At 63.1% G+C, this 22,741-nt stretch carries 22 protein-coding genes and 1 tRNA gene; 12 read left to right on the top strand and 11 right to left on the bottom strand.

The window, feature by feature from the left end; all coding sequences use genetic code 11:
- Window positions 1–24 precede the first annotated feature (24 nt).
- Entirely contained in the window at window positions 25–345 is a 321-nt protein-coding gene (locus KSS93_RS19495; RefSeq protein WP_217885575.1) for an I78 family peptidase inhibitor, read from the top strand.
- A gap of 323 nt (window positions 346–668) precedes the next feature.
- Here KSS93_RS19495 and KSS93_RS19490 read toward each other — a convergent pair whose 3' ends face one another.
- Together KSS93_RS19490 and KSS93_RS19485 are read right to left on the bottom strand one after the other, a co-directional pair.
- Entirely contained in the window at window positions 669–881 is a 213-nt protein-coding gene (locus KSS93_RS19490; RefSeq protein ID WP_008100414.1) for a cold-shock protein, read from the bottom strand.
- Window positions 882–1,044: 163 nt separating this feature from the next.
- Window positions 1,045–1,347 (bottom strand): hypothetical protein, encoded by a 303-nt coding sequence (locus KSS93_RS19485; protein WP_217839298.1) that lies wholly within the window; start codon window positions 1,345–1,347, stop codon window positions 1,045–1,047.
- A 332-nt stretch (window positions 1,348–1,679) separates the two neighbouring features.
- On the opposite strand from KSS93_RS19485, the gene thrS reads away from it, so the two are divergent.
- The 9 genes from thrS to KSS93_RS19440 all read left to right on the top strand — a co-directional run bounded on the left by thrS (window position 1,680) and on the right by KSS93_RS19440 (window position 9,150).
- On the top strand, window positions 1,680–3,602 hold the full coding sequence (gene thrS, locus KSS93_RS19480; RefSeq protein WP_217839297.1) for a threonine--tRNA ligase: 1,923 nt from the start codon (window positions 1,680–1,682) through the stop codon (window positions 3,600–3,602).
- Complete coding sequence (gene infC, locus KSS93_RS19475) at window positions 3,602–4,153, top strand: translation initiation factor IF-3 (protein WP_217839296.1); 552 nt, start codon at window positions 3,602–3,604, stop codon at window positions 4,151–4,153. Before thrS ends, infC begins: the two co-directional genes overlap by 1 nt.
- A 62-nt stretch (window positions 4,154–4,215) precedes the next feature.
- Window positions 4,216–4,410, top strand: coding sequence for a 50S ribosomal protein L35 (rpmI, locus tag KSS93_RS19470; protein WP_003250667.1), 195 nt, complete (start codon window positions 4,216–4,218; stop codon window positions 4,408–4,410).
- A 27-nt stretch (window positions 4,411–4,437) separates the two neighbouring features.
- The gene (gene rplT, locus KSS93_RS19465) at window positions 4,438–4,794 is read left to right on the top strand and encodes a 50S ribosomal protein L20 (protein WP_003250671.1); all 357 of its coding nucleotides are present in this window, start codon (window positions 4,438–4,440) and stop codon (window positions 4,792–4,794) included.
- Between the two features lie 107 nt (window positions 4,795–4,901).
- Window positions 4,902–5,918, top strand: coding sequence for a phenylalanine--tRNA ligase subunit alpha (pheS, locus tag KSS93_RS19460; protein ID WP_217839295.1), 1,017 nt, complete (start codon window positions 4,902–4,904; stop codon window positions 5,916–5,918).
- A 31-nt stretch (window positions 5,919–5,949) separates the two neighbouring features.
- A complete protein-coding gene (pheT, locus tag KSS93_RS19455) occupies window positions 5,950–8,331 on the top strand; it encodes a phenylalanine--tRNA ligase subunit beta (RefSeq protein WP_217885574.1) in 2,382 nt (793 codons plus the stop codon).
- 4 nt (window positions 8,332–8,335) lie between these two features.
- Complete coding sequence (gene ihfA / locus KSS93_RS19450) at window positions 8,336–8,638, top strand: integration host factor subunit alpha (RefSeq protein ID WP_009394049.1); 303 nt, start codon at window positions 8,336–8,338, stop codon at window positions 8,636–8,638.
- On the top strand, window positions 8,619–8,975 hold the full coding sequence (locus tag KSS93_RS19445; protein WP_008100384.1) for a MerR family transcriptional regulator: 357 nt from the start codon (window positions 8,619–8,621) through the stop codon (window positions 8,973–8,975). Before ihfA ends, KSS93_RS19445 begins: the two co-directional genes overlap by 20 nt.
- Window positions 8,976–9,073: 98 nt before the next feature.
- Window positions 9,074–9,150, top strand: a tRNA-Pro gene (locus KSS93_RS19440).
- Window positions 9,151–9,275: 125 nt separating this feature from the next.
- Here the strand turns inward: KSS93_RS19440 and KSS93_RS19435 are convergent.
- Complete coding sequence (locus KSS93_RS19435; RefSeq protein WP_217885573.1) at window positions 9,276–10,175, bottom strand: HNH endonuclease; 900 nt, start codon at window positions 10,173–10,175, stop codon at window positions 9,276–9,278.
- A gap of 468 nt (window positions 10,176–10,643) precedes the next feature.
- Between KSS93_RS19435 and KSS93_RS19430 the strand changes: the two genes are divergently transcribed.
- Window positions 10,644–10,880 carry a hypothetical protein gene (locus tag KSS93_RS19430; RefSeq protein ID WP_217839292.1) on the top strand — a complete coding sequence of 79 codons (237 nt, stop codon included), beginning with the start codon at window positions 10,644–10,646 and terminating at the stop codon, window positions 10,878–10,880.
- Between the two features lie 76 nt (window positions 10,881–10,956).
- The gene (locus KSS93_RS19425; RefSeq protein WP_217839291.1) at window positions 10,957–11,265 is read left to right on the top strand and encodes a DUF3077 domain-containing protein; all 309 of its coding nucleotides are present in this window, start codon (window positions 10,957–10,959) and stop codon (window positions 11,263–11,265) included.
- Between the two features lie 134 nt (window positions 11,266–11,399).
- Here KSS93_RS19425 and KSS93_RS19420 read toward each other — a convergent pair whose 3' ends face one another.
- From KSS93_RS19420 to KSS93_RS19385, 8 genes are all read right to left on the bottom strand, one after another.
- Window positions 11,400–14,618, bottom strand: coding sequence for a DEAD/DEAH box helicase (locus KSS93_RS19420; protein WP_217885572.1), 3,219 nt, complete (start codon window positions 14,616–14,618; stop codon window positions 11,400–11,402).
- Between the two features lie 196 nt (window positions 14,619–14,814).
- A complete protein-coding gene (locus KSS93_RS19415; protein WP_217885571.1) occupies window positions 14,815–15,531 on the bottom strand; it encodes a CPBP family intramembrane glutamic endopeptidase in 717 nt (238 codons plus the stop codon).
- Window positions 15,532–15,587: 56 nt separating this feature from the next.
- Window positions 15,588–16,505, bottom strand: a complete 918-nt coding sequence (locus tag KSS93_RS19410) for a hypothetical protein (RefSeq protein WP_217885570.1) — start codon at window positions 16,503–16,505, stop codon at window positions 15,588–15,590.
- Between the two features lie 49 nt (window positions 16,506–16,554).
- Complete coding sequence (locus KSS93_RS19405; protein WP_217885569.1) at window positions 16,555–17,319, bottom strand: hypothetical protein; 765 nt, start codon at window positions 17,317–17,319, stop codon at window positions 16,555–16,557.
- A 268-nt stretch (window positions 17,320–17,587) separates the two neighbouring features.
- Window positions 17,588–18,538: a carbohydrate kinase family protein gene (locus tag KSS93_RS19400; RefSeq protein WP_217885568.1), complete on the bottom strand. Its 951-nt coding sequence runs from the start codon at window positions 18,536–18,538 to the stop codon at window positions 17,588–17,590.
- Between the two features lie 33 nt (window positions 18,539–18,571).
- Window positions 18,572–20,062, bottom strand: a complete 1,491-nt coding sequence (xylB, locus tag KSS93_RS19395; RefSeq protein WP_217885567.1) for a xylulokinase — start codon at window positions 20,060–20,062, stop codon at window positions 18,572–18,574.
- Window positions 20,063–20,078: 16 nt separating this feature from the next.
- Complete coding sequence (locus tag KSS93_RS19390; protein WP_217885566.1) at window positions 20,079–21,554, bottom strand: mannitol dehydrogenase family protein; 1,476 nt, start codon at window positions 21,552–21,554, stop codon at window positions 20,079–20,081.
- 10 nt (window positions 21,555–21,564) lie between these two features.
- Entirely contained in the window at window positions 21,565–22,659 is a 1,095-nt protein-coding gene (locus KSS93_RS19385; protein WP_217885565.1) for an ABC transporter ATP-binding protein, read from the bottom strand.
- Window positions 22,660–22,741 lie beyond the last annotated feature (82 nt).

The raw sequence follows: 22,741 nt of genomic DNA, 5'->3' as shown, positions 1-22,741 counted from the left end.
CCGTATCGATTTTCAGGAGGATTCATGTTCCGTACCCGCGCTTCCCTGGCGACCCTGCTGCTGGCCACCGTCCTGGCAGGCTGCAGCACCGATGGCACGTCCACCGGCAATGCCGCCCCGGCGGCCCCTGCCTACAACGACGGCCGTTGCGAAGCCAGTGGCGCCGACTTCACCATCGGCAAGCAGGCCACCCCTGAACTGCTGGAGCAGGCGCGCAAGGCCAGCGGTTCGCAGATGGGCCGCATCCTCAAGCCGACCGATGTGATCACCCTGGAATACCGCTCCGAGCGGTTGAACCTGAACGTGGACGACCACGGCGTGGTCAGCCGCGTGAATTGCGGTTAACCGCATGTAGGGGCAACTGTCTTGCTCAGTTGCTAAAAGCTGGCAGCGTGGTGCCTGGCACCGGCTTCGCCGGTGTTCGCGGGCAAGCCCGCCCCCACAGGATTGTGCGAATCCTGAATCTGCGCCGTACCTGTAGGAGCGGCCTCGTGCCGCGAAAGGGCTGCGTAGCAGCCCCGGGTTTTCAGCGTTGACCCAAGGATCGCTGGGGCTGCTATGCAGCCCTTTCGCGACACAAGGCCGCTCCTACAGGTGATCGGGGCGGTGCCCATCGCCCAATAAAAAACCCGCCACAAGTGGCGGGTTTTTTTACTGCGGTATCCGAATTACTCCGGACGAACCTGTGCAGCCTGCATGCCCTTCTGGCCGCGCTCGGCAACGAAGGTAACAGCTTGGCCTTCTTTCAGGCTCTTGAAGCCGTCGGATTCGATGGCCTTGAAGTGTACGAACAGGTCGTCGCCGCCGCCTGCTGGGGTGATGAAGCCGTAGCCTTTTTCATCATTGAACCATTTGACGGTGCCGTTTTGGCGATTGGACATGAGGTGAATCTCCAGAAACATGATTTTTTTTCGAGGTGCAATGTTGCCGAGGCTACAGGAGCACGGGCGACATCATAGTCCATTTCTGCGCATGTAGCGCCTTTTACCTTCGCAGGATGTTGATCCAGCGCAAATGATGCGTGGTTTGGCCGGAAAACCCTGCTTACTTCGGCTTGCAGGCGGCCTGTACGACCGTCTGGGCCCTTTGCATCAGCTTGGCGTCAACGCCATCCTTGCTGTCGAGGTCCATGATCTCCTTATCGGTAAAGTTCTTCTTGATGGCCTGGGCGCCGCAATCGCAGTGCTTTTTCGCCGTCGCCGCGTCCACGCCCTGGCCACCGGCCACCTGCGTGCACTGGGTCATGTAGGCCGCTTCCTTGCCGGGCGGGAAATTGCCTGCGTTGGCGGCCAGGGGCAGCAGCAGGGCGCTTACGGCACACGCGGCCAGAAGGGACTGAAGTCGCATAACCAGACACTCCTTGGGTTAAGGTCTCGTCAAGAGTAGGTTGCTTCAGAAGGTCTGATAGGAAATTTTGCGCACAAGTTCACCGCCAAAGCGTAATTTCCAAATATTTCTGCCTGGCACGGAACCCGCGTGCTAGCATGCTTCGCTTGCAGCTGGGCACTTTCAGCCTGCAACTTTTACCTTCCAGTCACTCTGGTTCGTCCCTGACAGGCCGAAAGGTCTCTGCCACTGTGAGGCAGGCTTTCTTCGAAGAAAGGCAGGTCGGATCTTGTACTGGCTCATCCCAACCCACGTGACCTTTGGTAGGGGTCACCACTAGGAGAGGAGGCGCCATGCCCGTTATTACTCTTCCCGATGGCAGTCAACGTACGTTCGACCAGCCGGTATCCGTAGCCGAAGTCGCAGCCTCGATTGGCGCGGGCCTGGCCAAGGCCACCCTGGCCGGCAAGGTCGACGGCAAGCTCGTCGACGCCTGCGACAAGATCGACCACGACGCCACCCTGCAGATCATCACCCCCAAAGATGCAGAGGGACTGGAGATCATCCGTCACTCGTGCGCCCACCTGATCGGCCACGCAGTGAAGCAGCTGTACCCGACCGCCCGCATGGTCATCGGCCCGGTGATCGACGAAGGCTTCTATTACGACATCGCCTACGAGCGTCCCTTCACCCCGGACGACCTCGCGGCCATCGAAAAGCGCATGCAGCAGCTGATCGACACCGACTACGACGTCGTCAAGAAGATGACCCCGCGCGCCGAAGTCATCGACGTGTTCACCCAGCGTGGCGAAGACTACAAGCTGCGCCTGGTCGAGGACATGCCCGATGAGCAGGCCATGGGCCTGTACTATCACGAAGAATACGTCGACATGTGCCGTGGCCCGCACGTGCCGAACACCCGCTTCCTCAAGGCGTTCAAGCTGACCAAGCTGTCCGGCGCCTACTGGCGCGGCGACGCCAAGAACGAACAGCTGCAACGCGTGTACGGTACCGCCTGGGCCGACAAGAAGCAGCTGGCGGCGTACATCCAGCGCATCGAAGAAGCCGAAAAACGCGACCACCGCAAGATCGGCAAGCAGCTCGACCTCTTCCACCTGCAGGAAGAAGCCCCGGGCATGGTGTTCTGGCACGCCAATGGCTGGACCGTGTATCAGGTGCTCGAGCAGTACATGCGTAAAGTGCAGCGCGAGAACGGCTACCAGGAAATCAAGACCCCGCAAGTGGTCGACCGTATTCTGTGGGAGCGTTCCGGCCACTGGACCAACTACGCCGAGAACATGTTCACCACCGCCTCGGAAAGCCGCGACTACGCGGTAAAGCCGATGAACTGCCCGTGCCACGTGCAGGTGTTCAACCAGGGCCTGAAGTCGTACCGCGACCTGCCGCTGCGCCTGGCCGAATTCGGTGCCTGCCACCGTAACGAGCCGTCCGGCGCCCTGCACGGCATCATGCGCGTGCGTGGCTTCGTGCAGGACGACGCGCACATCTTCTGCACTGAAGACCAGGTGAAGAAAGAAGCCGCCGACTTCATCAAGCTCACCCTCGACGTGTACAAGGACTTCGGTTTCACCGACGTCGCCATGAAGCTTTCGACCCGCCCGGCCAAGCGCGTGGGTTCCGAAGAGCTGTGGGACCGCGCCGAAGGCGCCCTGGCCGACGCCCTGAACGACTCGGGCCTGGAGTGGGAATACCAGCCAGGCGAGGGTGCGTTCTATGGCCCGAAAATCGAGTTCACCCTGCGCGACTGCCTCGGCCGTAACTGGCAGTGCGGTACCCTGCAGTACGACCCGAACCTGCCAGAACGCCTGGATGCCAGCTATATCGCCGAAGATAACAGCCGAGTTCGCCCGGTCATGCTGCACCGCGCCATCCTCGGTTCGTTCGAGCGCTTCATCGGCATGCTCATCGAGCACTACGCCGGCGTGTTCCCGGCCTGGCTGGCACCCACCCAGGCCGTGGTCATGAACATCACCGACAAACAGGCCGATTTCGCCCTCGAGGTGGAAAAAGCACTGAACGGTAGCGGGTTCCGTGCCAAGTCGGACTTGAGAAATGAGAAGATCGGCTTTAAAATCCGCGAGCATACTTTGCTCAAGGTCCCATACCTGCTGGTTATAGGGGATCGCGAAGTCGAAACGCAAACCGTCGCTGTGCGTACTCGCGAAGGCGCAGACCTGGGCTCCATGCCCGTCGCCCAGTTCGCTGAGCTCCTGACACAAGCGGTTTCCCGGCGTGGTCGCCAAGAATCGGAGTAATGACTATTAAGCGTGAAATGAGAAACGATAAGCGTGCTGTACCGAAGGCCCCGATCAACGAGAATATCTCGGCCCGCGAGGTTCGGTTAATTGGCGCAGACGGCGAGCAGGTTGGCATCGTCTCGATTGATGAAGCGCTGCGTATCGCTGATGAAGCGAAGCTGGATCTGGTGGAAATCTCTGCAGACGCGGTACCGCCGGTCTGCAAGGTCATGGACTACGGCAAGCACCTCTTCGAAAAGAAGAAGCAGGCCAACGAAGCCAAGAAAAACCAGAAGCAGATCCAGATCAAAGAAATCAAGTTTCGTCCAGGGACGGAAGATGGAGATTACCAGGTAAAACTACGCAACCTGGTACGTTTCCTTAGTGATGGGGACAAGGCCAAGATCTCTCTGAGATTCCGCGGCCGTGAGATGGCCCACCAGGAGCTGGGCATGGAGCTGTTGAAGCGGGTCGAAGCTGACCTCGCCGAATACGGCACCGTTGAGCAGCATCCGAAGATGGAAGGACGCCAGCTTATGATGGTCATCGCCCCCAAAAAGAAGAAGTAATCTCCCGGGCACGGCAGGCCTGATGATTATTGTGTAATTTATATCGAATGCGGAGTTCCAACATGCCAAAAATGAAAACCAAGAGCGGTGCTGCGAAGCGCTTCCTGAAGACCGCTTCCGGCTTCAAGCACAAGCACGCTTTCAAGAGCCACATCCTGACCAAAATGTCGACCAAGCGTAAGCGTCAACTGCGCGGTGCCAGCCTGCTGCACCCGTCTGACGTGGCAAAAGTCGAGCGCATGCTGCGCGTACGTTAATTCTGGTTTAGATAGAGGAAGTTACTCATGGCTCGTGTTAAGCGTGGCGTCATCGCTCGTAAGCGTCACAAGAAAATTCTGAAACTGGCTAAAGGCTACTACGGTGCACGCTCGCGCGTATTCCGCGTTGCCAAGCAGGCTGTCATCAAGGCTGGTCAATATGCCTACCGTGACCGTCGTCAGAAGAAGCGTCAGTTCCGCGCACTGTGGATCGCTCGTATCAACGCCGGTGCCCGCACCAACGGCCTGTCCTACAGCCGTCTGATTGCTGGCCTGAAAAAAGCGTCGATCGAAATCGACCGCAAGGTTCTGGCTGACCTGGCAGTGAACGAAAAAGCGGCGTTTGCTGCGATTGTCGAGAAAGCTAAAGCCGTTCTGGCTTAAGTACCCACGACAATCACTCGGCGGTTTCGGCCGCCGGGTGTAAAACGTCATCGATAGGGGAAGAGCCTTCAAAAGCTCTTCCCCTATTTCGTATCTGGAGTCTGTACATGGAAAACCTGGACGCGCTGGTTGCCCAAGCCCTCGAGGCCGTGGAACGCGCTGAAGACATCACTACCCTGGAACAGATCCGGGTCCAATTTCTCGGCAAAAAAGGCGAGCTGACCCAGGTGATGAAGACCCTGGGCAACCTGCCAGCCGACGAGCGCCCCAAGGTCGGTGCGCTGATCAACGACGCTAAAGAGCGCGTTACCGACGTGCTCAACGCACGCAAGGCTGCCTTCGAAGAGGCCGAGCTCAACGCTCGCCTGGCCGCCGAATGCATCGACGTGACCCTGCCAGGCCGTGGCCAGACCACCGGCGGGCTGCACCCGATCACCCGTACCCTCGAGCGCATCGAGCAGTTCTTCACCCACATCGGCTACGGCATCGCCGAAGGCCCTGAGGTCGAAGACGACTACCACAACTTCGAAGCGCTCAACATCCCCGGCCACCACCCGGCCCGGGCGATGCACGACACCTTCTACTTCAATGCCAACATGCTGCTGCGCACCCATACCTCGCCGGTACAGGTACGCACCATGGAATCGACCCAGCCGCCGATTCGCATTGTCTGCCCGGGCCGCGTTTACCGCTGCGACTCGGATATCACCCACTCGCCGATGTTCCACCAGGTCGAAGGCCTGCTGATCGACCGCGGCATCAACTTCGCCGACCTCAAGGGCACCATCGAAGAGTTCCTGCGGGTGTTCTTCGAAAAAGAACTGGCTGTGCGCTTCCGCCCGTCGTTCTTCCCCTTCACCGAGCCAAGCGCCGAAGTCGACATCCAGTGCGTGATGTGTTCCGGCAAGGGCTGCCGCGTGTGCAAGCAAACCGGCTGGCTGGAAGTGATGGGCTGCGGCATGGTCCACCCGAACGTGCTGCGCATGTCCGGCATCGACCCCGAAGAGTACCAGGGCTTCGCCTTCGGCATGGGCGCCGAGCGCCTGGCCATGCTGCGCTATGGCGTCAACGATTTGCGTCTGTTCTTCGATAACGACCTGCGGTTCCTGGCGCAATTCCGCTAGGCCCAATCGACGCACTTTCTAGGAGAACAGCATGAAATTCAGTGAACAGTGGCTGCGCGGTTGGGTAAACCCGCAAGTCTCCCGTGACGAACTGGTCGCCCGCCTGTCCATGGCCGGCCTTGAAGTCGACAGCGTTACCCCCGCTGCTGGCCAGTTCAGCGGCATCGTGGTGGGCGAAATCCTCTCCACCGAACAACACCCGGACGCCGACAAGCTGCGCGTGTGCCAGGTCAGCAACGGCGCAGAAACCTTCCAGGTAGTCTGCGGCGCGCCCAACGCACGCCCCGGCATCAAGATCCCGTTCGCCATGATCGGCGCCGAGCTGCCAGGCGACTTCAAAATCAAGAAGGCCAAGCTGCGCGGCGTCGAGTCGTTCGGCATGCTGTGCTCGGCCGCCGAGCTGCAGGTCAGCGAAGAGAACGACGGCCTGCTGGAGCTGGCCGCCGACGCCCCGGTGGGTGAAGACATTCGCCAGTACCTGAACCTCGACGACGCCAGCATCGAGATCGGCCTGACCCCCAACCGCGGCGACTGCCTGTCCCTGGCTGGCCTTGCCCGTGACGTCAGCGCCCTGTACGACGTGCCGGTCACCCGCCCGGTGGTGCCAGCCGTACCGGCAGCCCACGACGAAGTGCGCCCGGTCGAAGTCAGCGCCCCGGCTGCCTGCCCGCGTTATCTGGGCCGCGTCATCCGCAACGTCGACCTGAGCAAGCCGACCCCGCTGTGGATGGTCGAGCGCCTGCGCCGCAGCGACGTGCGCAGCATCGACGCCGCCGTCGACATCACCAACTACGTGATGCTCGAGCTCGGCCAGCCGATGCACGCCTTTGACCTGGCAGAAATCAACGGCGGCATCCGCGTACGCATGGCCGAGGAGGGCGAGAAGATCGTCCTGTTGGACGGCCAGGAAGTCGCCCTGCGCGCCGACACCCTGGTGATCGCCGACCACACCCGCGCCCTGGCGATTGCCGGCGTGATGGGGGGCGAGCACAGCGGCGTCAACACCGCAAAAACCCGCGACCTGTTCCTCGAAAGCGCCTTCTTCGAGCCGATTTCGGTTGCCGGCAAGGCCCGTTCCTACGGCCTGCACACCGACGCCTCGCACCGCTACGAGCGCGGCGTCGACTCGCAACTGGCCCGTGAAGCCATGGAGCGCGCCACCGCCCTGGTGCTGGAAATCGTCGGCGGCGAAGCCGGCCCGATCGTCGAAAGCGTAAGCCAGCAGCACCTGCCGAACATCGCGCCGATCACCCTGCGTGACGAGCGCATCACCCAGATGCTCGGTATGCAAATGCAGGCCGCCCAGGTCGAGCAACTGCTCAACGCCCTGGAGCTGAAAACCAGCGCCAACGGGGCAGGGCAGTGGACCGTCACAGTGCCAAGCCACCGCTTCGACATCAGCCTGGAAGTCGACCTGATCGAAGAGCTGGCCCGCCTGTACGGCTACAACAACCTGCCGGTTCGCTACCCGCAGGCCCGCCTGGCCCCGCAAGCGCGCCCCGAAACCCGTGGCGAGCTGCCCAACCTGCGCCGCCTGCTGGTGGCCCGCGGTTACCAGGAAGCCATTACCTACAGCTTCATCGACCCGAAACTGTTCGAGCTGTTCAGCCCCGGCGTCGAGCCGCTGCTGCTGGCCAACCCGATCTCCAGCGACATGGCCGCCATGCGCGCCTCGCTGTGGCCGGGCCTGGTCAAAGCCCTGCAGCACAACCTCAACCGCCAGCAAGACCGCGTGCGCCTGTTCGAAAGCGGCCTGCGCTTCGTCGGCCAGCTCGGTGACCTGAAGCAGCAGCCGATGATCGCCGGCGTCGTCACCGGCAGCCGCCAGCCAGAAGGCTGGGCCAACGGCCGCGACGGCATCGACTTCTTCGACGTCAAGGCCGACGTAGAGGCCCTGCTGGGCTACTCCGGTGCCCTCAGCGACTTCAGCTTCGTCGCCGGCAACCACCCAGCCCTGCACCCCGGCCAAACCGCGCGCATCGAGCGCGACGGCAAGGAAGTCGGCTACCTCGGCGCCATCCACCCCGAGCTTGCCAAGACCCTCGGCCTGGAACGCCCGGTGTTCGTCTTCGAGCTGGTGCTCGGTGATGTAGTCGAAGGCCGCCTGCCCAAGTTCAGCGAACTGTCCAAGTTCCCCGAAACTCGTCGTGACCTGGCGTTGATCGCAGGCCGTGATGTAGCGGCAAGTTCGGTGCTTGAAGTAATTCGTGACAATGCAGGCGAATGGCTCACAGACCTCAGGCTGTTTGACGTCTACCAAGGTAAAGGTATTGATCCTGATAGAAAAAGCCTGGCCGTCGGCTTGACCTGGCAACATCCATCGCGCACTCTTAACGACGATGAGGTGAATGAAACCCTGCAAACTATTCTCACCTCGCTCGAACAAAGGTTGAACACCACGTTAAGGAAATAACGGTATGGGTGCTCTGACGAAAGCTGAGATGGCCGAAAGGCTGTACGAGGAGCTGGGGCTCAACAAGCGAGAGGCCAAGGAGCTGGTCGAGCTGTTTTTCGAAGAAATTCGGCACGCGCTTGAAGACAACGAGCAGGTCAAGTTGTCCGGTTTCGGCAACTTTGACCTTCGCGACAAACGCCAGCGGCCGGGCCGCAACCCCAAAACCGGGGAAGAGATCCCGATCACCGCACGCCGCGTCGTCACCTTTCGTCCAGGGCAGAAGCTGAAAGCCCGGGTAGAGGCCTATGCTGGAACCAAGCCATAACGACGAGCTGCCCCCCATCCCGGGCAAACGCTACTTCACCATTGGTGAAGTCAGCGAGCTCTGTGCGGTAAAACCGCACGTGCTGCGCTACTGGGAGCAGGAATTCCCGCAGCTCAACCCAGTGAAGCGCCGCGGCAACCGACGGTATTACCAGCGCCAAGACGTGCTGATGATCCGCCAGATCCGCGCTTTGCTGTACGACCAGGGCTTCACCATCGGCGGGGCGCGCTTGCGGCTCAGCAGTGATGAGGTCAAGGACGAATCCAGCCAGTACAAGCAGCTGATTCGGCAGATGATTGTCGAGTTGGAGGATGTGCTGGTGGTGTTGAAGAAGTGAGCTGAAGCCGACGAGTGGAAATTTTTGAAAAAAAGCTTCCATTATTCAAAAGGTTAGGTTAAATTCTTCACCGTTCTCAGCGGTATCGAGAATGATGTCGGGGCGTAGCGCAGCCCGGTAGCGCACTTGCATGGGGTGCAAGGGGTCGAGTGTTCGAATCACTCCGTCCCGACCAAAAATCCCTAAAAAACCCAGTCTTCGTGAGATGACTGGGTTTTTTTATGAGTGGATTTTTCCATGCTATCAAGCCGTTGTTATGGGGCCGCAGCCCTTTTCGTTCTGTGGCTAATCAGAACCGATCTACCCAAAACTATGGCGTGTCCTGTGTTTTCTCAGATATGCCAGATTTCCGTGGTTAAGGCCATTTATGGTCTTGAAACGCTGTAGCCCAAGGATTTCTTGTTCGGTGGTGCTCAGCTTTGGGCTGATTAATAACTCGCCTAATTCGTTGAAGGCTATTAAACCGTATTCAAATAAGCGATCAATGTGAGCGGCCAGTAGTAGCCCGTTGTCCGGGTCTAGCCTGGCTTCATTGTTGCAGCTTGCCCATGGATATATGTGTGATGCAATCAAAAGATTTTTATTTGAAAGTCCAGTGAGTGCGCATTTACTGTCCCAGCGTTTAAGCAAAGAGGTTCTGAATGCACCTTGACCAACCCGAGCTTTGATTAAGGCCTCGCGGGTCGTGGCTGATGGAGCTCTTTCAGAGGCGCCTGTGTCTATGAGGAGGTCTTCGTAGTCTGATATGACTTCGGCTTGCTCCAGTAAGTAGACAGCAGCATCTGAGGGGATTTGTGCCATGTAAATTTGGTTGACGCCGCCTTTGACGTTGAAGAGCGAAGGGGTTGTCTTCTCGTCAAAGCGGGCTTGATATTCGGAGGATATATCTCTGCTGTGCACCGGACGCTTCAGTTCTGTAATTGTAACGTCGACTCTATAACCAACGTTTTTCCATTCACTGAATGACCTAGTTGCGGGACGACTCGCTTCATATGCGTCATTCTTCGCGGTCGCAATGGCACGTAAAAAATTATCGTTGTAGCAAAAAATCAGATCACCTGATTTGACTCTGCCTACGTTTTCCCAGTGCGTCCTGGTTGCTGCTCCCTTTGACGATTTTGGGCTGAGCGGAGCCCAAAGAAACTCGCCATTTCTCGCTTCCTTATGGGTCGTCCCCAGATTCACCCAGAAATACTGCATGTCACGCCTTCGGTAGTGGCTTGTAGCCAGTGACCATAGCGTGAAATCTTACAAAATTGAAGGAAAGCTCCTACGTGCTATGAGTGCTGCGAATTGCCGAAACGAGAATTTCGGATAAAATCGTAAGAAAATGTTCCGAATGGCTTGAAATTTGTCCGATTAAATACGTAAGTGAGAGGGTTTTCTTCCTTTCATGTAGTTCATTTCCGAAGCATACTTTTCAGCGTTTCAGGCCATTGCGGTCCTGTCAGTCGCGCACTAGTCTCGCCAGGTCGCAATCAAGCGACACGGCTTTGACAGGCCGTTGCTGATGAAAGGATTGCACGTGCGCGCTTATGGCGGCTGTACGTGGGGCACCTAGTGTGCGCCGGGTTCCTTCATCCTCGGTCTGTCAACCCACGTACCGCTGCCACCATTCTGTTTGACAGCAGGCTCTTGGCGGTTTCAATCCGATGAAGGAGTGTGACCATGCTAAAGATCGTCCCCGACCCACCCCACCCAAACCCCTACGCCGCCCACACCCTCGAAGACCTCCTGGTCCAGATCTCCGAATACCTCGTCTGCGCCCTGACCGTCAGCCAGCAGACCGTCCTGCTCCACACCAAACCCCCGGCCCAGGTCCTGACCCTCGCCGCCATGCACGAAATCGACAACGCCCGCACCTTGGTGGAGTTGGCGCTGAGCCGCGTGCAGTCCCGGCATTGACCTGGCGAACCTGAGTTCGCCCTGGATGTTCATCGATCAGGCCCCGCGCCGTTCGCGGGGCCGCAGGAGACGTATCATGGATAAGGAATTGCAAACCCCGCGCAGCCGGCAACTCACCACCTGCGGCATTGGCCATTTTGGCGAGGGTGGCGATATCGGCATGGAAGAGCCATTGTTCCGTGTGGTCGCCGGGCATTCGCTGGACCACGCAGTGGAGCAGGCGACCGTGGTGATGTGCGCGGTGCACAAGCTCACCGACATGGCGATGATGGAGACTGACCAGTTGCCGACCTTGCTGACGGCGATGCACTACCTCAGCGGCATGGCCAAGGCGTTGGCCCAGGATGTGAACCATGGGTTGACGGTGCGCATGCCGGGGGAATAGCCGTAAGGCGGGCCGCCTGGGTGTGGTAACCCGGTGCGTGGCCGGGTTTGCCCTAGCAGTTACCGGCTTAGCCGGAATGGCGGGGCAAGCCCATACCGATAGTGTGTTGAAGGGCGCTGGCGATTAAAGCTGTCTCACACAGTGCTGTGACCTCGCACTTCCAGCGGTGGATGCACTGGCAGCAAATCCATCACATCGCAGAACAGCTTGCGCTGCTGCCAGTCATGCCGGTCCCCGATCACATACAGCCTCCGCTTGGCACGAGTGGCGGCAACGTTCAGCAGGTTGGGCTGCGACACTGCCCAGTTGCGCGCGCCGTCGGTCTCGCTGTTGCCACCCAGCACCAGAATGACCACAGCGGCTTCCTTGCCCTGCATGGTGTGAATGGTGCCGTATACGGTCTTGGCAGCCAGCAGTTCGGCCAGATTGTTACGTACGTCCTGGAATGGAGTAATCACGGCGATGCTGTTGTCGTCCACGCCTTCTTCCTGCAAGCGCGCCAGCAGACGCGTCAACGCCCGACCCTCTTCATCCACCCAGTTACCGGACGAGCCCCCGCTGGCGTGAAGCCAGCCAGTCAGCAAGCGAGCAGGGGTTTCCTTGGCGGCCGAGGGTGCGCGGGTGCCATACACCATGGCGCCGTCGTAGGCGATGCGGTTGGCCAGTTCGAACATGGGTGCGTCACAGCGGCGGTGCACCACCAGCGGTAGGCCTACCCAGCACTTCTGCCCGCTGGGCCCGGCCATGCGGCCCCAGGGGGTGGCCTGATCGGCAAGGGTCTGGGCGGACTGGCGGTTGGGCAGCCAGTGGTTGTCCACCTCGTAGCAGCTACGCATGTGCTCCAGCACGGCGTCGGCCACGGTAACGATCGGCTCCAGCTGCAGCGGGTCCCCCACCAGCACGGCACGGCGGGCTCGCCATAGCGCACCCACGGCGGCTTGAGGGGTAGCTTGGCCGGCCTCGTCTACCAGCAGCCAACCGATCTGGCCGCAGCCCAGGCTGCCGAACGAGCGGGCGAACGAGGCGAAGGTACTGCTTAGCACCGGGACCACCATGAACAGTGAGGCCCAGGCCGAGCGCAGCGCCTGCGCCGACAGCCCACCGTAACGCCCACCGGTTAGCAGGCTGGTGATGAACGTCAGGTTCATGTTCATGCGCTTGGCCTCGATGCGCAGGAAGGTGCGGTGCAGCTTCAGGGCTTGGATGAATACCTTGGCGCGGGCTTCGCGCCAACCAGCCAGTACCCAGGGTTCGGCCAGTTCAATCTGCTCGCCCCGACCGAGCAGGCCCTGGTCGAGCCATTGGTGCAAGTGTTCGGCGCCGCCGAGCCGGGCCAACTGCCGGGCGTGATCGAGCTGTTGGCTAGCCTGGTGCACGGCCTGGTTGATCTGCTGCTCATCCGCCACCAGTTGCTTCTGCACTTCGGCTTGTTGTGCGGCCAACTGCTGCAATTGGCGTTGGCTGCTGTCGAACGCATCCTTGGCTAGCACGTGAGCACCTTCGAACAGGCGTTGGCGGGCGGCCCAGTTGCGCTGTGCGCCCCACAGGCTGAGCAGGTTGGCCAGCAGGCTGGGCTTTTTGTCCAAGTGTGCCCCAAGCGCCTGCATTTCCCGTTGCAACTGCTCGCGCGCAGGGGCGTGCTGACGCGCTTCCAGGTCGTGACACTGGTCAGCCAGGCTTTGGTGCTTGGCCAGGTGGTCCAGTCGCCGTTGTTCCAACTGGCGAATATGCTGCCTGTGCGTCAGCACGGCACGCACGTGTTCAAGAATACCGCTGACCTGTTGGCGGATGGCCTGTTCATCGGCTTTGGCGGCCTGGTATTCCTGCACCGCGTCGCGCCACAGGGCGGCTTTGCCTGCCGATGACAGCTTGGCCATTTCGCCAGCCTGATCGTTCAGCCACTGCCTCAGCCCTTGTACCGGTGGCTCGTCGTCGGACTTCTCGGGGCCGTTTTCGGTGTCGCTGTCGGGGCTGTAGAGGTCTTCATCGATCATGGCCGCAGCGGCTTCTGCGGGCTTGGGCGCTACGGGGTTGTTGGGGCGTTTGCCGTAGAACACACGGTCAACGAACTCGGTGCGCTTGCGTTTACTGCCCAACGCCGCCGAGATCAGGCCCCAGGCCGGCTTACCGCTGGCCAGTTCGGCCAGCTCGCTGAAATACTCGGCATCCGGCAGCCAGCTGTCGTCTACCTTATCGCGCTGGGGCAGCTCTAGGGTAACGTTTTCAACTGCGCCGTTATTTGAAGACGCCACCACCATCTCGAAACCGAACAGACGTGGGTCCATGGCGAAGGCAAAACGCTCACGGCCGCCGTCGTTGGCGGTCTCGCGCCCGTTCGGCAAGAACGCTGCCGAGGCCTTGCCGAAACTGGCCAACACATCAGCGCGCTGGGTGACCACGGCAGCAATCAGGTCGCGCAGCAGGGTGGTCTTGCCGGTGCCGGGCGGGCCGTTCACGCCCATAACGCCGCTGCTGTCGGTCAGCGTGTGCAGCAGGCTGTTCACCGCCAACTGTTGCGAATGCACCAGGCCTAGGTGCCGCTCCGCTGGCCAGCAACCGCTGGCATATCGGCTGGGCGCCAGGCGGTCGATCAGCGCCAGGTCGGCGCCAGGCTGGTCCAGGTGCAGGCGCGGGCCCGGGTCGTGCCGGCTCAAGTAGTGGGCCAGGGGGGCGCTGCATTCGTCTCGGGCCAGAGCCTCGGCCACACGTGCCAGATCGTCGAGCAAAAAGCTGTTGAGCGGGTCGTCTTCCTGCGGCGGCTTCTGAGGATTGATCGGTGCGCTGCGCACACGGTTTCGCCGCAGCAGGGGGCCAAAGAAGGCATCTAGTTGTAGCGCCTGGCGCACTAGGGCGGTCATGTGTTCCAGGTCTTCGGGTTGCACCACGCCGCCGAGTAGGCTGTTGGCCTCGCGACGCAGGCTGTCTTGTGCCTCTTCGAAACCGTGGGTCCAGTCGAGACGGTTGAGTGCACGGCCCACAAACCAGGCTTCACTCGACAGAACCAGGCTGTCGGCCACCAGCAGACCCTGTTCGCTGAACTTCAGTGCGTACAATGCCGACTGCCGACGTTGCGGCTCACGGTAACCCTCGTCGGCACCGTAGAGTGCTGCGAGCTGGGAGGCGACGTGCTGGCTGTCGTACAGGTGCAGGTAAAAGGTGTGGCTCCACACCCGGTTTTTCGGCAACTGCTCACGGGCAATGGGGTTGCCGGGCATCCAGGGTAGAGGGCTGGTGCTGTTCAGGTCATGGAAGTAGGGAGCTCCCGGTTTGTCGCGTTTCTTCAGGGCGGGCGCGGCCTGGGGTTGCAACAATTCGACGGCGTGCCAGTAGCGCACGATGGCTTGCGAGTTCATCAACATCCTTGAAGCGCCCTTGGCGCAATTGTCCTGTCGGTTGGCGGCGCCGCTGGTGGGCGTGGCCTTGAGTCGTGGGGGTATCGTAATGGCTGCGGGTGGGGGTTGCCATTGTCGATCCGCATCAGGGCATGCGCTCCGAGGTTGCCCATGCCAGCTCATGCGGTCATTCTCTTGCAGCAGCTACTGCACACATCTATGCCAACTGCCAATGCCCCACCGCCAACACCCCACCCACCGCTGCGCCATGCAGCACAATCGGCACCAACATCCCGCGGCTGTTCACCCGCGCAATCCCGATAATCACGCCAATCGCCATCAGCAACACCAACGCCCAAGCACTCTCGTACGGCAGCGGCAAGCTCATGTACACCGCCGCACTGGCACCGATCGCGGCCCATTTCCACCAGCCGCCGTCCTGCCACCCCAGCACGCCCATGAAGTAATGGCGCAGCAGCAGTTCTTCGGTAATGGCGGTGAACAGCACCAGCTGCAGCACCAGGCGTTGCACCTGCCCGGGGGCCAGGCCGTCGAACAGGTGGGTCAGGTACGGCTCTGACGCCATGCCCTGGTCGCGCATCACCGCATAGCCGATGCCCAGGGGCAGCGCCAGGCGCAGCAGGCCGTTGGCCAGCGGGCCGAGCACGCGCTCGCCGACGAATGCCTTGAAGATGCCGCCGCGCACATGCTGCCAGGCAAACAGCACCAGCAGCCCGCAGGCGGAGTAGGGCATGCCGGCCTGGATCATCGCCCAGGTCACCTCGCCGGGCCGGGGCAGCACGCCGCCCTGGTAGCCGGCAGCCATGCCGCCGGCAACGCACACGGCCACGGCCAGCAGCAGCAGGGCCAGGCTCGCCAGGAAGGACGGGCGGGCCGGGGTATCGCGAAAGGTCGGGAAGGGGGTGGCGCGCACGGTGCTGTCCTGGGCTGTGGGTGTGGCGCGCATCATGCCGTAGTGGCGTTAAGGCATCAATTGGCGGGTGGTGGTTGCGCCAGCCATTGTTGCAGTGTGTCGTGCAGGCTGGCGAACAGGGCGCTGATCGTCGACTTGGGCGAAGCCAGCGTCTGCACCACCGCCTCGGGGGCGTCGGTAGCCTGTACCCGCACGCCAAACTCGGTGCTGTGGTCGTCGAGCTGGCGGGCAAAGGCGATGTAGCCGTTCTCCAGCGGGTGCACCCATTCGCCGGGTTGTACGCCGGGGTAGTGCGGGGCTTGGTGGAAATCGCTACGCAGGGCGATCACCTGGGTCACGGCCTTGAACGTCGGGCTGAAGTTCTCGGTGAAGTAGCCGAAGCTGGCGGTGAGCAACACCGCGCCCATCAGTGCGCCGGTGCAATGGAACAGCACCGGGCCGAGGTGATCTTTCAGCACAGGTTTGTAGCCGAACCCGTTGAACGGGCCGGTGAGTTGCTGCCAGATAAAATCCAGGCCCAGGCCGAGCAAGGCGACAACCCAACCCACAAACGCAAAGGGCAGGATGACCGCCGCCAGCACCCCCAGCCAGGCCGGTATGTAGAACAACAAGGCCAGCAAGGCGACGCTCAGGTCGAAGCTCTGCGGCGGCAGCCCCAGGCTTTCACTGACGGCATGCCGCGCGCAGGCGGTGGCGATCAGCAGCACCAGCAGGTGCAGGATGACGATGGGGGTCTTGGCCAGGGGTTTTTCCCAGGCCCCATGCAGCCAGCGCAAAAACGGGTAGCACCAGCTGACGAAGCCGCAGACGATCAACGCGCAGGCCAGGGTGCTCACGTTGTTGAGGGCAGTGAAACCCTGCTTCCAGAACAGCACGAAGCCAACCAGGTAGACGGCAAGGGCCGCGCCATAGAAGCGCTGGGGGATGGACGCTTGCTGGTAACGGTCAATAAGCTTTGCTTTGAATGCATGCATGGCGTGTGTCGAACTCCTTTTCATCACATGTTGGGTGGGCGGCCGGCGCTCAGCGTTTGCGCAGCGCGGCGGCCACCGCCACGGTAATCACCACCGCCAGCACCACGGCCAGGGTAAAGGTGGCGACAATGCCCAGGCGCTCCAGCAACCCGGCCACCACCAGGTAGAACGCAATCACCCCCACCGCGCCTATGGCATTGCCGCGCACCATGGCAGCCATGCCGGCGCGCCCGCCTTGCACGTGGGCGAACACCACCAGCGGCCAGGCGATCACCGGGATCGGCGCGAGCATGCCGCTGGCGGCCGGGCCCAGCCAGCTGGCCAGGCTGGTGATGACCATCAGCAGCGCGGTGGCAGATGCCATGCGCAGTGGGATTTCCCAGATGCGCTGGCGCGGGCGGGCCAGGGTGTCGGGCTTGGGTTCGCGGCCGGTGGCGTGAATCAGCACGGCGATCAGCAGCAGGGCGACGCCGATCGACAGCGCCAATGTGCCCCAGTGGGTGAAGGTGTAGGCGGCAGCGGCGTAAAACAGCAGCGCCAGCGGGGCGGCCATGGCAATGCCCAGCCGGCGGGTGCTGAACAGGTAGAAGGCATAGGTGGCCTGCACCGCCGCCAGGCCGCCGAGGGCGCCGGGCACGGCGTGCAGGGCAAAGGCGCTGCCTTGCTCCAAACACAGGAAGGTCATCACCAGCGCCGAGGTGATCGGCAGGCCGGACAACAAGCCGCCGAGCAGGCCGCCCCAGCGGCGCGAGGCCAGGGACACGGCCCACATCAGCAGCGGGGTGATGCACAGCTTGAGGTAGAAGAGGGTCATCGCCGGGTGTCCGGGTGGTGGCAGGCGGGGGGAGTATCCGAGGTTTTGAGGGTGTTTGGGTATGGGTGGTTTGCATGAAGTGCCGCGTTAGAGCCTATAGCGCCATCGCCGGCAAGCCGGCTCTTACAGCGACCGCATAGTACCGGGGATACGCATCACCTGTAGGAGCGGCCTTGTGCCGCGATGGGCTGCGAAGCGGCCCCGGGAACTCTGCCTCAGGCACGATTGCTGGGGCTGCTGCGCAGCCCATCGCGGCACAAGGCCGCTCCTACAACGGGCCCATAGGCCGCAACTCCCGCTCAAACGGCAAATCCGGCCCCACCCGCGAGCAGGTCACCGCCGCGGCGCGAATTGCGTACGCCAGCATCGCATCGATGCTATCGCGCCCCAGCCCGGCCACCCCCGCCGGGCTGTCTGCCCCAAGGCGCACCAGGCAAGCCAGCACCGCGGCCTGGAAGGTATCCCCCGCACCGACCGTATCGTGTACCGGCAACGACGCATCCGCCGGCCGCTGCCACGAGCCGTGCGCACAATGCACGCTGGCCCCATCCGCCCCATGGGTGACGAACACCAACCGGCACCGCTCGTTCAACCACCCCCGCGCCACATCCCCGGCATCGCGCCCGGGGTACAGCAGTGCCAGGTCTTCCTCGCTGGCCTTGATCAGGTGCGCATGCCCGGCAAACGCCTCCACCTGCCGACGCCACAGCGCCACATCCGGCTGCGGGTTCAGGCGCACGTTCGGGTCCAGGCTGATCAGCCGCCGCTCCCGCTCGCGCTGCACCAACGCCAGCAAGGTCTCGGCCACAGGCGTGACCACCAAGGTGTAGGAGCCGACATGCAGCCCGCGCACGCTGTCGCCCAGCACTGGCAAGTGCTCCAAGCGTACCTGCCGGTCGGCACACCCTTCCCCGCGAAACTGGTACTGCGCCGAACCGTTGGCATCCAGCCCGACCATGGCCAGGGTGGTCGGCGCATCGCTGGTCACCACATGGCGGCAGTCCACCTGTTCCTCCTCCAGCACCCGCCGCAGCCGGGCGCCGAGGTAGTCACTGGACAACCCGCCGAACAGCGCCGCCTCCACCCCCAGCCGGCGCAAGCCCACCGCCACGTTGAACGGCGAGCCGCCGGCAATTGCGGTAAACCCCAGCTCGCCGCTGCGGCTGCTGGTGGCCTGGCTGAATACATCGAACAGGGCCTCGCCACACACCAGGTACATGCTGTTCCCCTCTATAAAAGTTGCGCCCGGCGCTCAGTGCGCGGGCAAGTGGTCACGATAGCGCTGGTAGGCAAGCGCGTAGGCGGCCTGGCGCGCGGGGTGGGGCAGGGTGCGGGTGCTTTCGTCCAGCGCCACGCAGCGCTGGCACAACACATCAAGGCTGTCGCTGCGGCCGAACTGGCGGCCCAGGCTCCATGCCGCCTGTATCGCCGCCCCCAGTGCCGCGGCCTCGGTCTGCTGCGGGCACACCAGCGGCACGCCGAGCAAATCGGCCAGCACCTGGCGCCACAACGGGCTTTTCGCCGCGCCGCCCACCAGGCGTATTTCGCTGCCTTGCAGCCCGCTGGCGCGCAGCAGGTCGAGGCCGTAGCGCAGGCTGAAGCAGGTGCCTTCCAGCACCGCCCGGCACAGGTTGGCGCGGGTCAGGTTGGCGCTGGTCATGCCGTGCAGGCTGGCGCTGGCCGCGGGCAGCGCCGGCACCCGCTCACCGTCGAAGAACGGCAGCATCAGCAAGCCGTCGGCGCCGATCGGCGCCTGGGCGGCGAGGGTGGTGAAGTGCTCCAGGTCCAGCTCCAGCAGGTCGCGCACCAGGGCGCAGGCGCTGGTGAGGTTCATGGTGCAGATCAGCGGCAGCCAGCCACCGCTGGAGGCGCAAAAGGTCGCCACTTCGCCCTGGGCGCTCACCTGGGGTTGGTCGGCAAAGGCGGCCAAAGTGCCGGAGGTGCCCAGGCTCATGGTGATCATGCCGGGGGCGATATTGCCGGTGCCGATGGCGCCGAGCATGTTGTCGCCGCCACCGCTGGCCACCCACGCTTGCGGGTTCAAGCCCAGTGCGGCAGCAGCCTGCTGGCGCAAGCTGCCGATGCACGCGCCGGGCTCGACCAGCTCGGGCAGCGCCGCAACCAGGCGCTCGCCCGGCTCGATGCGCTGCAGCACATCGGCCGCCCAGGTGCGCCGGCGCACGTCGTAGTAGCCGGTGCCGGAGGCATCGCCGGGCTCGCTGCAGGCGCGGCCCGTGAGCCAGTAATTGAGGTAGTCGTGGGGCAGCAGAATGTGCGCCAGGCGGGCGAATAGGTCGGGGTGCTGGCGCTGGGTCCACAGCAACTTCGACAAGGTATAGCCCGGCGCGATCACCAGCCCCAGGCGCTCCAGCGAGCCCTGCGCACCGCCGAAGGCCGCGAGCAGCTCGTTGTTTTCGGCCACAGTCTCGGTGTCGCACCACAGCTTGGCCGGGCGCAACACCTGCCCCTGGGCGTCGAGCAGCACCAGCCCGTGCTGCTGGCCAGACACCGCCAACCCGCGGATCGCCTGGCCATCGACGCCGGCCGAGCGCAGTGCCTCGGCCACCGCCACCCGCAACGCCGCCAGCCAGTCCGCCGGGTCCTGCTCGCGCCGGCCATCGCGCCCTTGCGGCGGAGCGTGGGCGGCGCTGCCCAGGCCCAGCACCTGGCCGCTGCCGGCGTCCAGCACCAGGGCCTTGGTGCCCTGGGTGCCGCAGTCGATACCAATAAACAGTCCGTCCATTGCAGCGGGCTCCGGGTCAGTCGCCGAGCACCCGGCGCAGGGTTTCGCTCACGCCGTGTTCACGCAGGCTGTCGTACTGCTGCTCGAAGGCACTGACAAAGGCCCGGCTCGCCGGGATCGCTGTGCCGAAAATCGCCTCGTCGCCCAGCACCCGGGCGGCCAGGCCATCGCGCTGCACCACCCGCGCCTGGCAGTCGGCGGCGCGTGGGTCGGGGATGGCGTACTTGCTGCCGTTTTCATCCACGCCGCGCAGGTACAAGGCCCAGGCCGCCACCACCAGCGCCACCCGCTCCAGCGGCTGGCCGTCTGCGATCAGGCGGTTGGCGGTGGGCACGATGAACTTGGGGAATTTCGACGAGCCGTCCGAGCACACCCGCTCCAGCTGGTCGGCGATGGCGCGGTTGGCAAAGCGCTCGGTCAGGCTGTCTTTGTAGCGGGCCAGGTCGATGCCCGGCACCGGGGCCAGTTGCGGGGTAACGTCCAAATCCATGAACGCGCGCATGTAGCGGTGCAGCAGCGGGTCGGCCAGGGTTTCGTGAACGAAGCGGTAGCCCTGCAAAAAGCCCAGATAGGTCAGCGCCAGGTGGCTGCCGTTAAGCAGCTTGATTTTCATCGCCTCGTAGGGCGTGACATCGTCGGTAAACTGCACGCCCACCTTCTCCCAGGCCGGGCGCCCGGCGACGAACTTGTCCTCCACCACCCACTGCAAAAACGGCTCGCACACCACCGGCCAGGCGTCGTCGATGCAGTGGCGCTCCAGCAGCTGCTGGCGGTGCGCCGCGCTGGTCATCGGGGTGATGCGGTCGACCATGGCGTTGGGGAAGCCGACGTTACTGTCGACCCAGCGGGCAAGCTCCGGGTCCAGCAGTTGGGCAAAGGCCAGCAGCGCCTTGCGCGTCACCTCGCCGTTGTGCGGCAGGTTATCGCAGGACATCACCGTGAACGGCCCGCTGCCGGCCTCGCGGCGCCGGCGCAGGGCTTCGCACAAATAGCCGAAAACGCTGCGCGGGGTGTGCGGGTTGGCCAGGTCGTGCTGGATCAGCGGCAGGTCGGCGCGAAATTCGCCACTGCTGTCGTCGATGCAGTAGCCGCCCTCGGTGATGGTCAACGAGACGATGCGAATGCCGGGCTCGGCCAGTTTCTGCAGCAGCGCCTCGGCGCCGTCTTCGGCCAGCAGCATGCCGTTGAGCGCGCCGATCACCCGCACTTCGGTGCCGGGGCCGTCGCCCAGCTCGTACAGAGTGTACAGGTAGCCTTGCCCGGCCAGGGCATCGTGCATGGCGCGGTCCTCGCTGCGCAGGCCGGCGCCGCAGATGGCCCAGTCCAGGCCTTCGCCGCGGTTCATCAGGGCGTCGGTGTAGGCGGCCTGGTGGGCGCGGTGAAAACCACCAACGCCAATGTGCACGATGCCCTGGCGCAGTTGCGCCGGGTCGTAGGTGGGGCGGGCGATGCCGGCCGGCAGTTGCCCGAGGTTGTGCGGGTTCAGTTTCATCCTGGGGTCCTTAGGCTACGTGCTGCAGTCGTTTGTCGAGGGCTTGGCCGTTGCTGTCGAACAGGTGGCAGTGCAGGGGGGCGAAGCCCAGTTGCAGGCTTTCGCCAAAGCCCGGGGCGAAGTCGCCGCGTACCCGCACGGTGAGCATCTCGCCGCTTGCGGCGCGCACGTGGCAGTAGGTGTCGCTGCCCAGCCGCTCGCTCACGTCGGCGGTCACCTGCAGCGGGCCCTGGCCGATCTCCAGGTGTTCGGGGCGGATGCCCAGGGTCACCTGGCTGCCGGTGGCCAGCTCGCCTGCGCACAGCGGCAAGGCGATGCGCGCGCCGCACTCCAGCGCCACCTCGCACTGGCTGCCCTGGTTGCGGCTCAGGTGCCCGCGCAGCAGGGCCATTTTCGGTGTGCCGAGAAAGCCCGCCACAAACAGGTTGGCCGGGTGGTGGTAAAGCTCCAGCGGCGAGCCCACCTGCTCGATGCGCCCGCCGTTGAGCACCACCACCTTGTCGGCCAGGGTCATTGCCTCGACCTGGTCGTGGGTCACGTAGATCATGGTCGCGGCCAGCTCCTGGTGCAGGCGCGCCAGCTCCAGGCGCATCTGCACGCGCAGGGCGGCGTCGAGGTTGGACAGCGGCTCGTCGAACAGGAAGATTTTCGGGTTGCGCACGATCGCCCGGCCAATCGCCACCCGCTGGCGCTGGCCACCAGACAACTGGCGCGGCTTGCGTTCCAGCAGCGGTTGCAGCTCAAGAATGCGCGCGGCGTTGTCCACCTTGCTGGCTACCTCCTGCTTGGCCACGCCGGCCAGGTCCAGGGCAAACGACAGGTTCTTGCGCACGGTCATGTGCGGGTACAGGGCGTAGGTCTGGAACACCATGGCCAGGTCGCGCTTGGCCGGGGCGGTGTCGGTGATGTCGGCGCCATCCAGGGTGATCTGGCCGCTGCTCACCTCTTCAAGCCCGGCGATCAGCCGCAAAAGGGTGGACTTGCCGCAGCCCGAGGGGCCGACGAACACCACGAACTCACGGTCGCGCACGTCCAGGTCGATGCCTTTGATGATGGTGTGGCCATCGAAGCCTTTGTGCAGGTTGCGGATTTTCAGGTCAGCCATGGAGGGTGTCCTTTTCAGAGGCGAAAACGTAATTGGCGTGGGAGCGGGCTTGCCCCGCGATGCGGTGGATGGCACCGGCTTT

Origin of the sequence: Pseudomonas xanthosomatis (genome assembly GCF_019139835.1) — a bacterium.
In the GTDB taxonomy this organism is placed as follows: domain Bacteria; phylum Pseudomonadota; class Gammaproteobacteria; order Pseudomonadales; family Pseudomonadaceae; genus Aquipseudomonas; species Aquipseudomonas fakonensis.
This window is presented reverse-complemented; position numbering and strand designations above follow the sequence as displayed.

Coding starts and splice junctions, on each gene's coding strand:
- KSS93_RS19405 (WP_217885569.1), bottom strand. CDS start 17,319: ATGACCCTCTTCTACCTCAAGCTGTGCATCACCCCGCTGCTGATGTGG.
- thrS (WP_217839297.1), top strand. CDS start 1,680: ATGCCCGTTATTACTCTTCCCGATGGCAGTCAACGTACGTTCGACCAG.
- KSS93_RS19445 (WP_008100384.1), top strand. CDS start 8,619: ATGCTGGAACCAAGCCATAACGACGAGCTGCCCCCCATCCCGGGCAAA.
- rpmI (WP_003250667.1), top strand. CDS start 4,216: ATGCCAAAAATGAAAACCAAGAGCGGTGCTGCGAAGCGCTTCCTGAAG.
- KSS93_RS19420 (WP_217885572.1), bottom strand. CDS start 14,618: ATGAACTCGCAAGCCATCGTGCGCTACTGGCACGCCGTCGAATTGTTG.
- KSS93_RS19430 (WP_217839292.1), top strand. CDS start 10,644: ATGCTAAAGATCGTCCCCGACCCACCCCACCCAAACCCCTACGCCGCC.
- pheS (WP_217839295.1), top strand. CDS start 4,902: ATGGAAAACCTGGACGCGCTGGTTGCCCAAGCCCTCGAGGCCGTGGAA.
- KSS93_RS19385 (WP_217885565.1), bottom strand. CDS start 22,659: ATGGCTGACCTGAAAATCCGCAACCTGCACAAAGGCTTCGATGGCCAC.
- pheT (WP_217885574.1), top strand. CDS start 5,950: ATGAAATTCAGTGAACAGTGGCTGCGCGGTTGGGTAAACCCGCAAGTC.
- xylB (WP_217885567.1), bottom strand. CDS start 20,062: ATGGACGGACTGTTTATTGGTATCGACTGCGGCACCCAGGGCACCAAG.
- KSS93_RS19435 (WP_217885573.1), bottom strand. CDS start 10,175: ATGCAGTATTTCTGGGTGAATCTGGGGACGACCCATAAGGAAGCGAGA.
- KSS93_RS19425 (WP_217839291.1), top strand. CDS start 10,957: ATGGATAAGGAATTGCAAACCCCGCGCAGCCGGCAACTCACCACCTGC.
- KSS93_RS19410 (WP_217885570.1), bottom strand. CDS start 16,505: ATGCATGCATTCAAAGCAAAGCTTATTGACCGTTACCAGCAAGCGTCC.
- KSS93_RS19400 (WP_217885568.1), bottom strand. CDS start 18,538: ATGTACCTGGTGTGTGGCGAGGCCCTGTTCGATGTATTCAGCCAGGCC.
- KSS93_RS19490 (WP_008100414.1), bottom strand. CDS start 881: ATGTCCAATCGCCAAAACGGCACCGTCAAATGGTTCAATGATGAAAAA.
- rplT (WP_003250671.1), top strand. CDS start 4,438: ATGGCTCGTGTTAAGCGTGGCGTCATCGCTCGTAAGCGTCACAAGAAA.
- ihfA (WP_009394049.1), top strand. CDS start 8,336: ATGGGTGCTCTGACGAAAGCTGAGATGGCCGAAAGGCTGTACGAGGAG.
- KSS93_RS19495 (WP_217885575.1), top strand. CDS start 25: ATGTTCCGTACCCGCGCTTCCCTGGCGACCCTGCTGCTGGCCACCGTC.
- KSS93_RS19485 (WP_217839298.1), bottom strand. CDS start 1,347: ATGCGACTTCAGTCCCTTCTGGCCGCGTGTGCCGTAAGCGCCCTGCTG.
- infC (WP_217839296.1), top strand. CDS start 3,602: ATGACTATTAAGCGTGAAATGAGAAACGATAAGCGTGCTGTACCGAAG.
- KSS93_RS19390 (WP_217885566.1), bottom strand. CDS start 21,554: ATGAAACTGAACCCGCACAACCTCGGGCAACTGCCGGCCGGCATCGCC.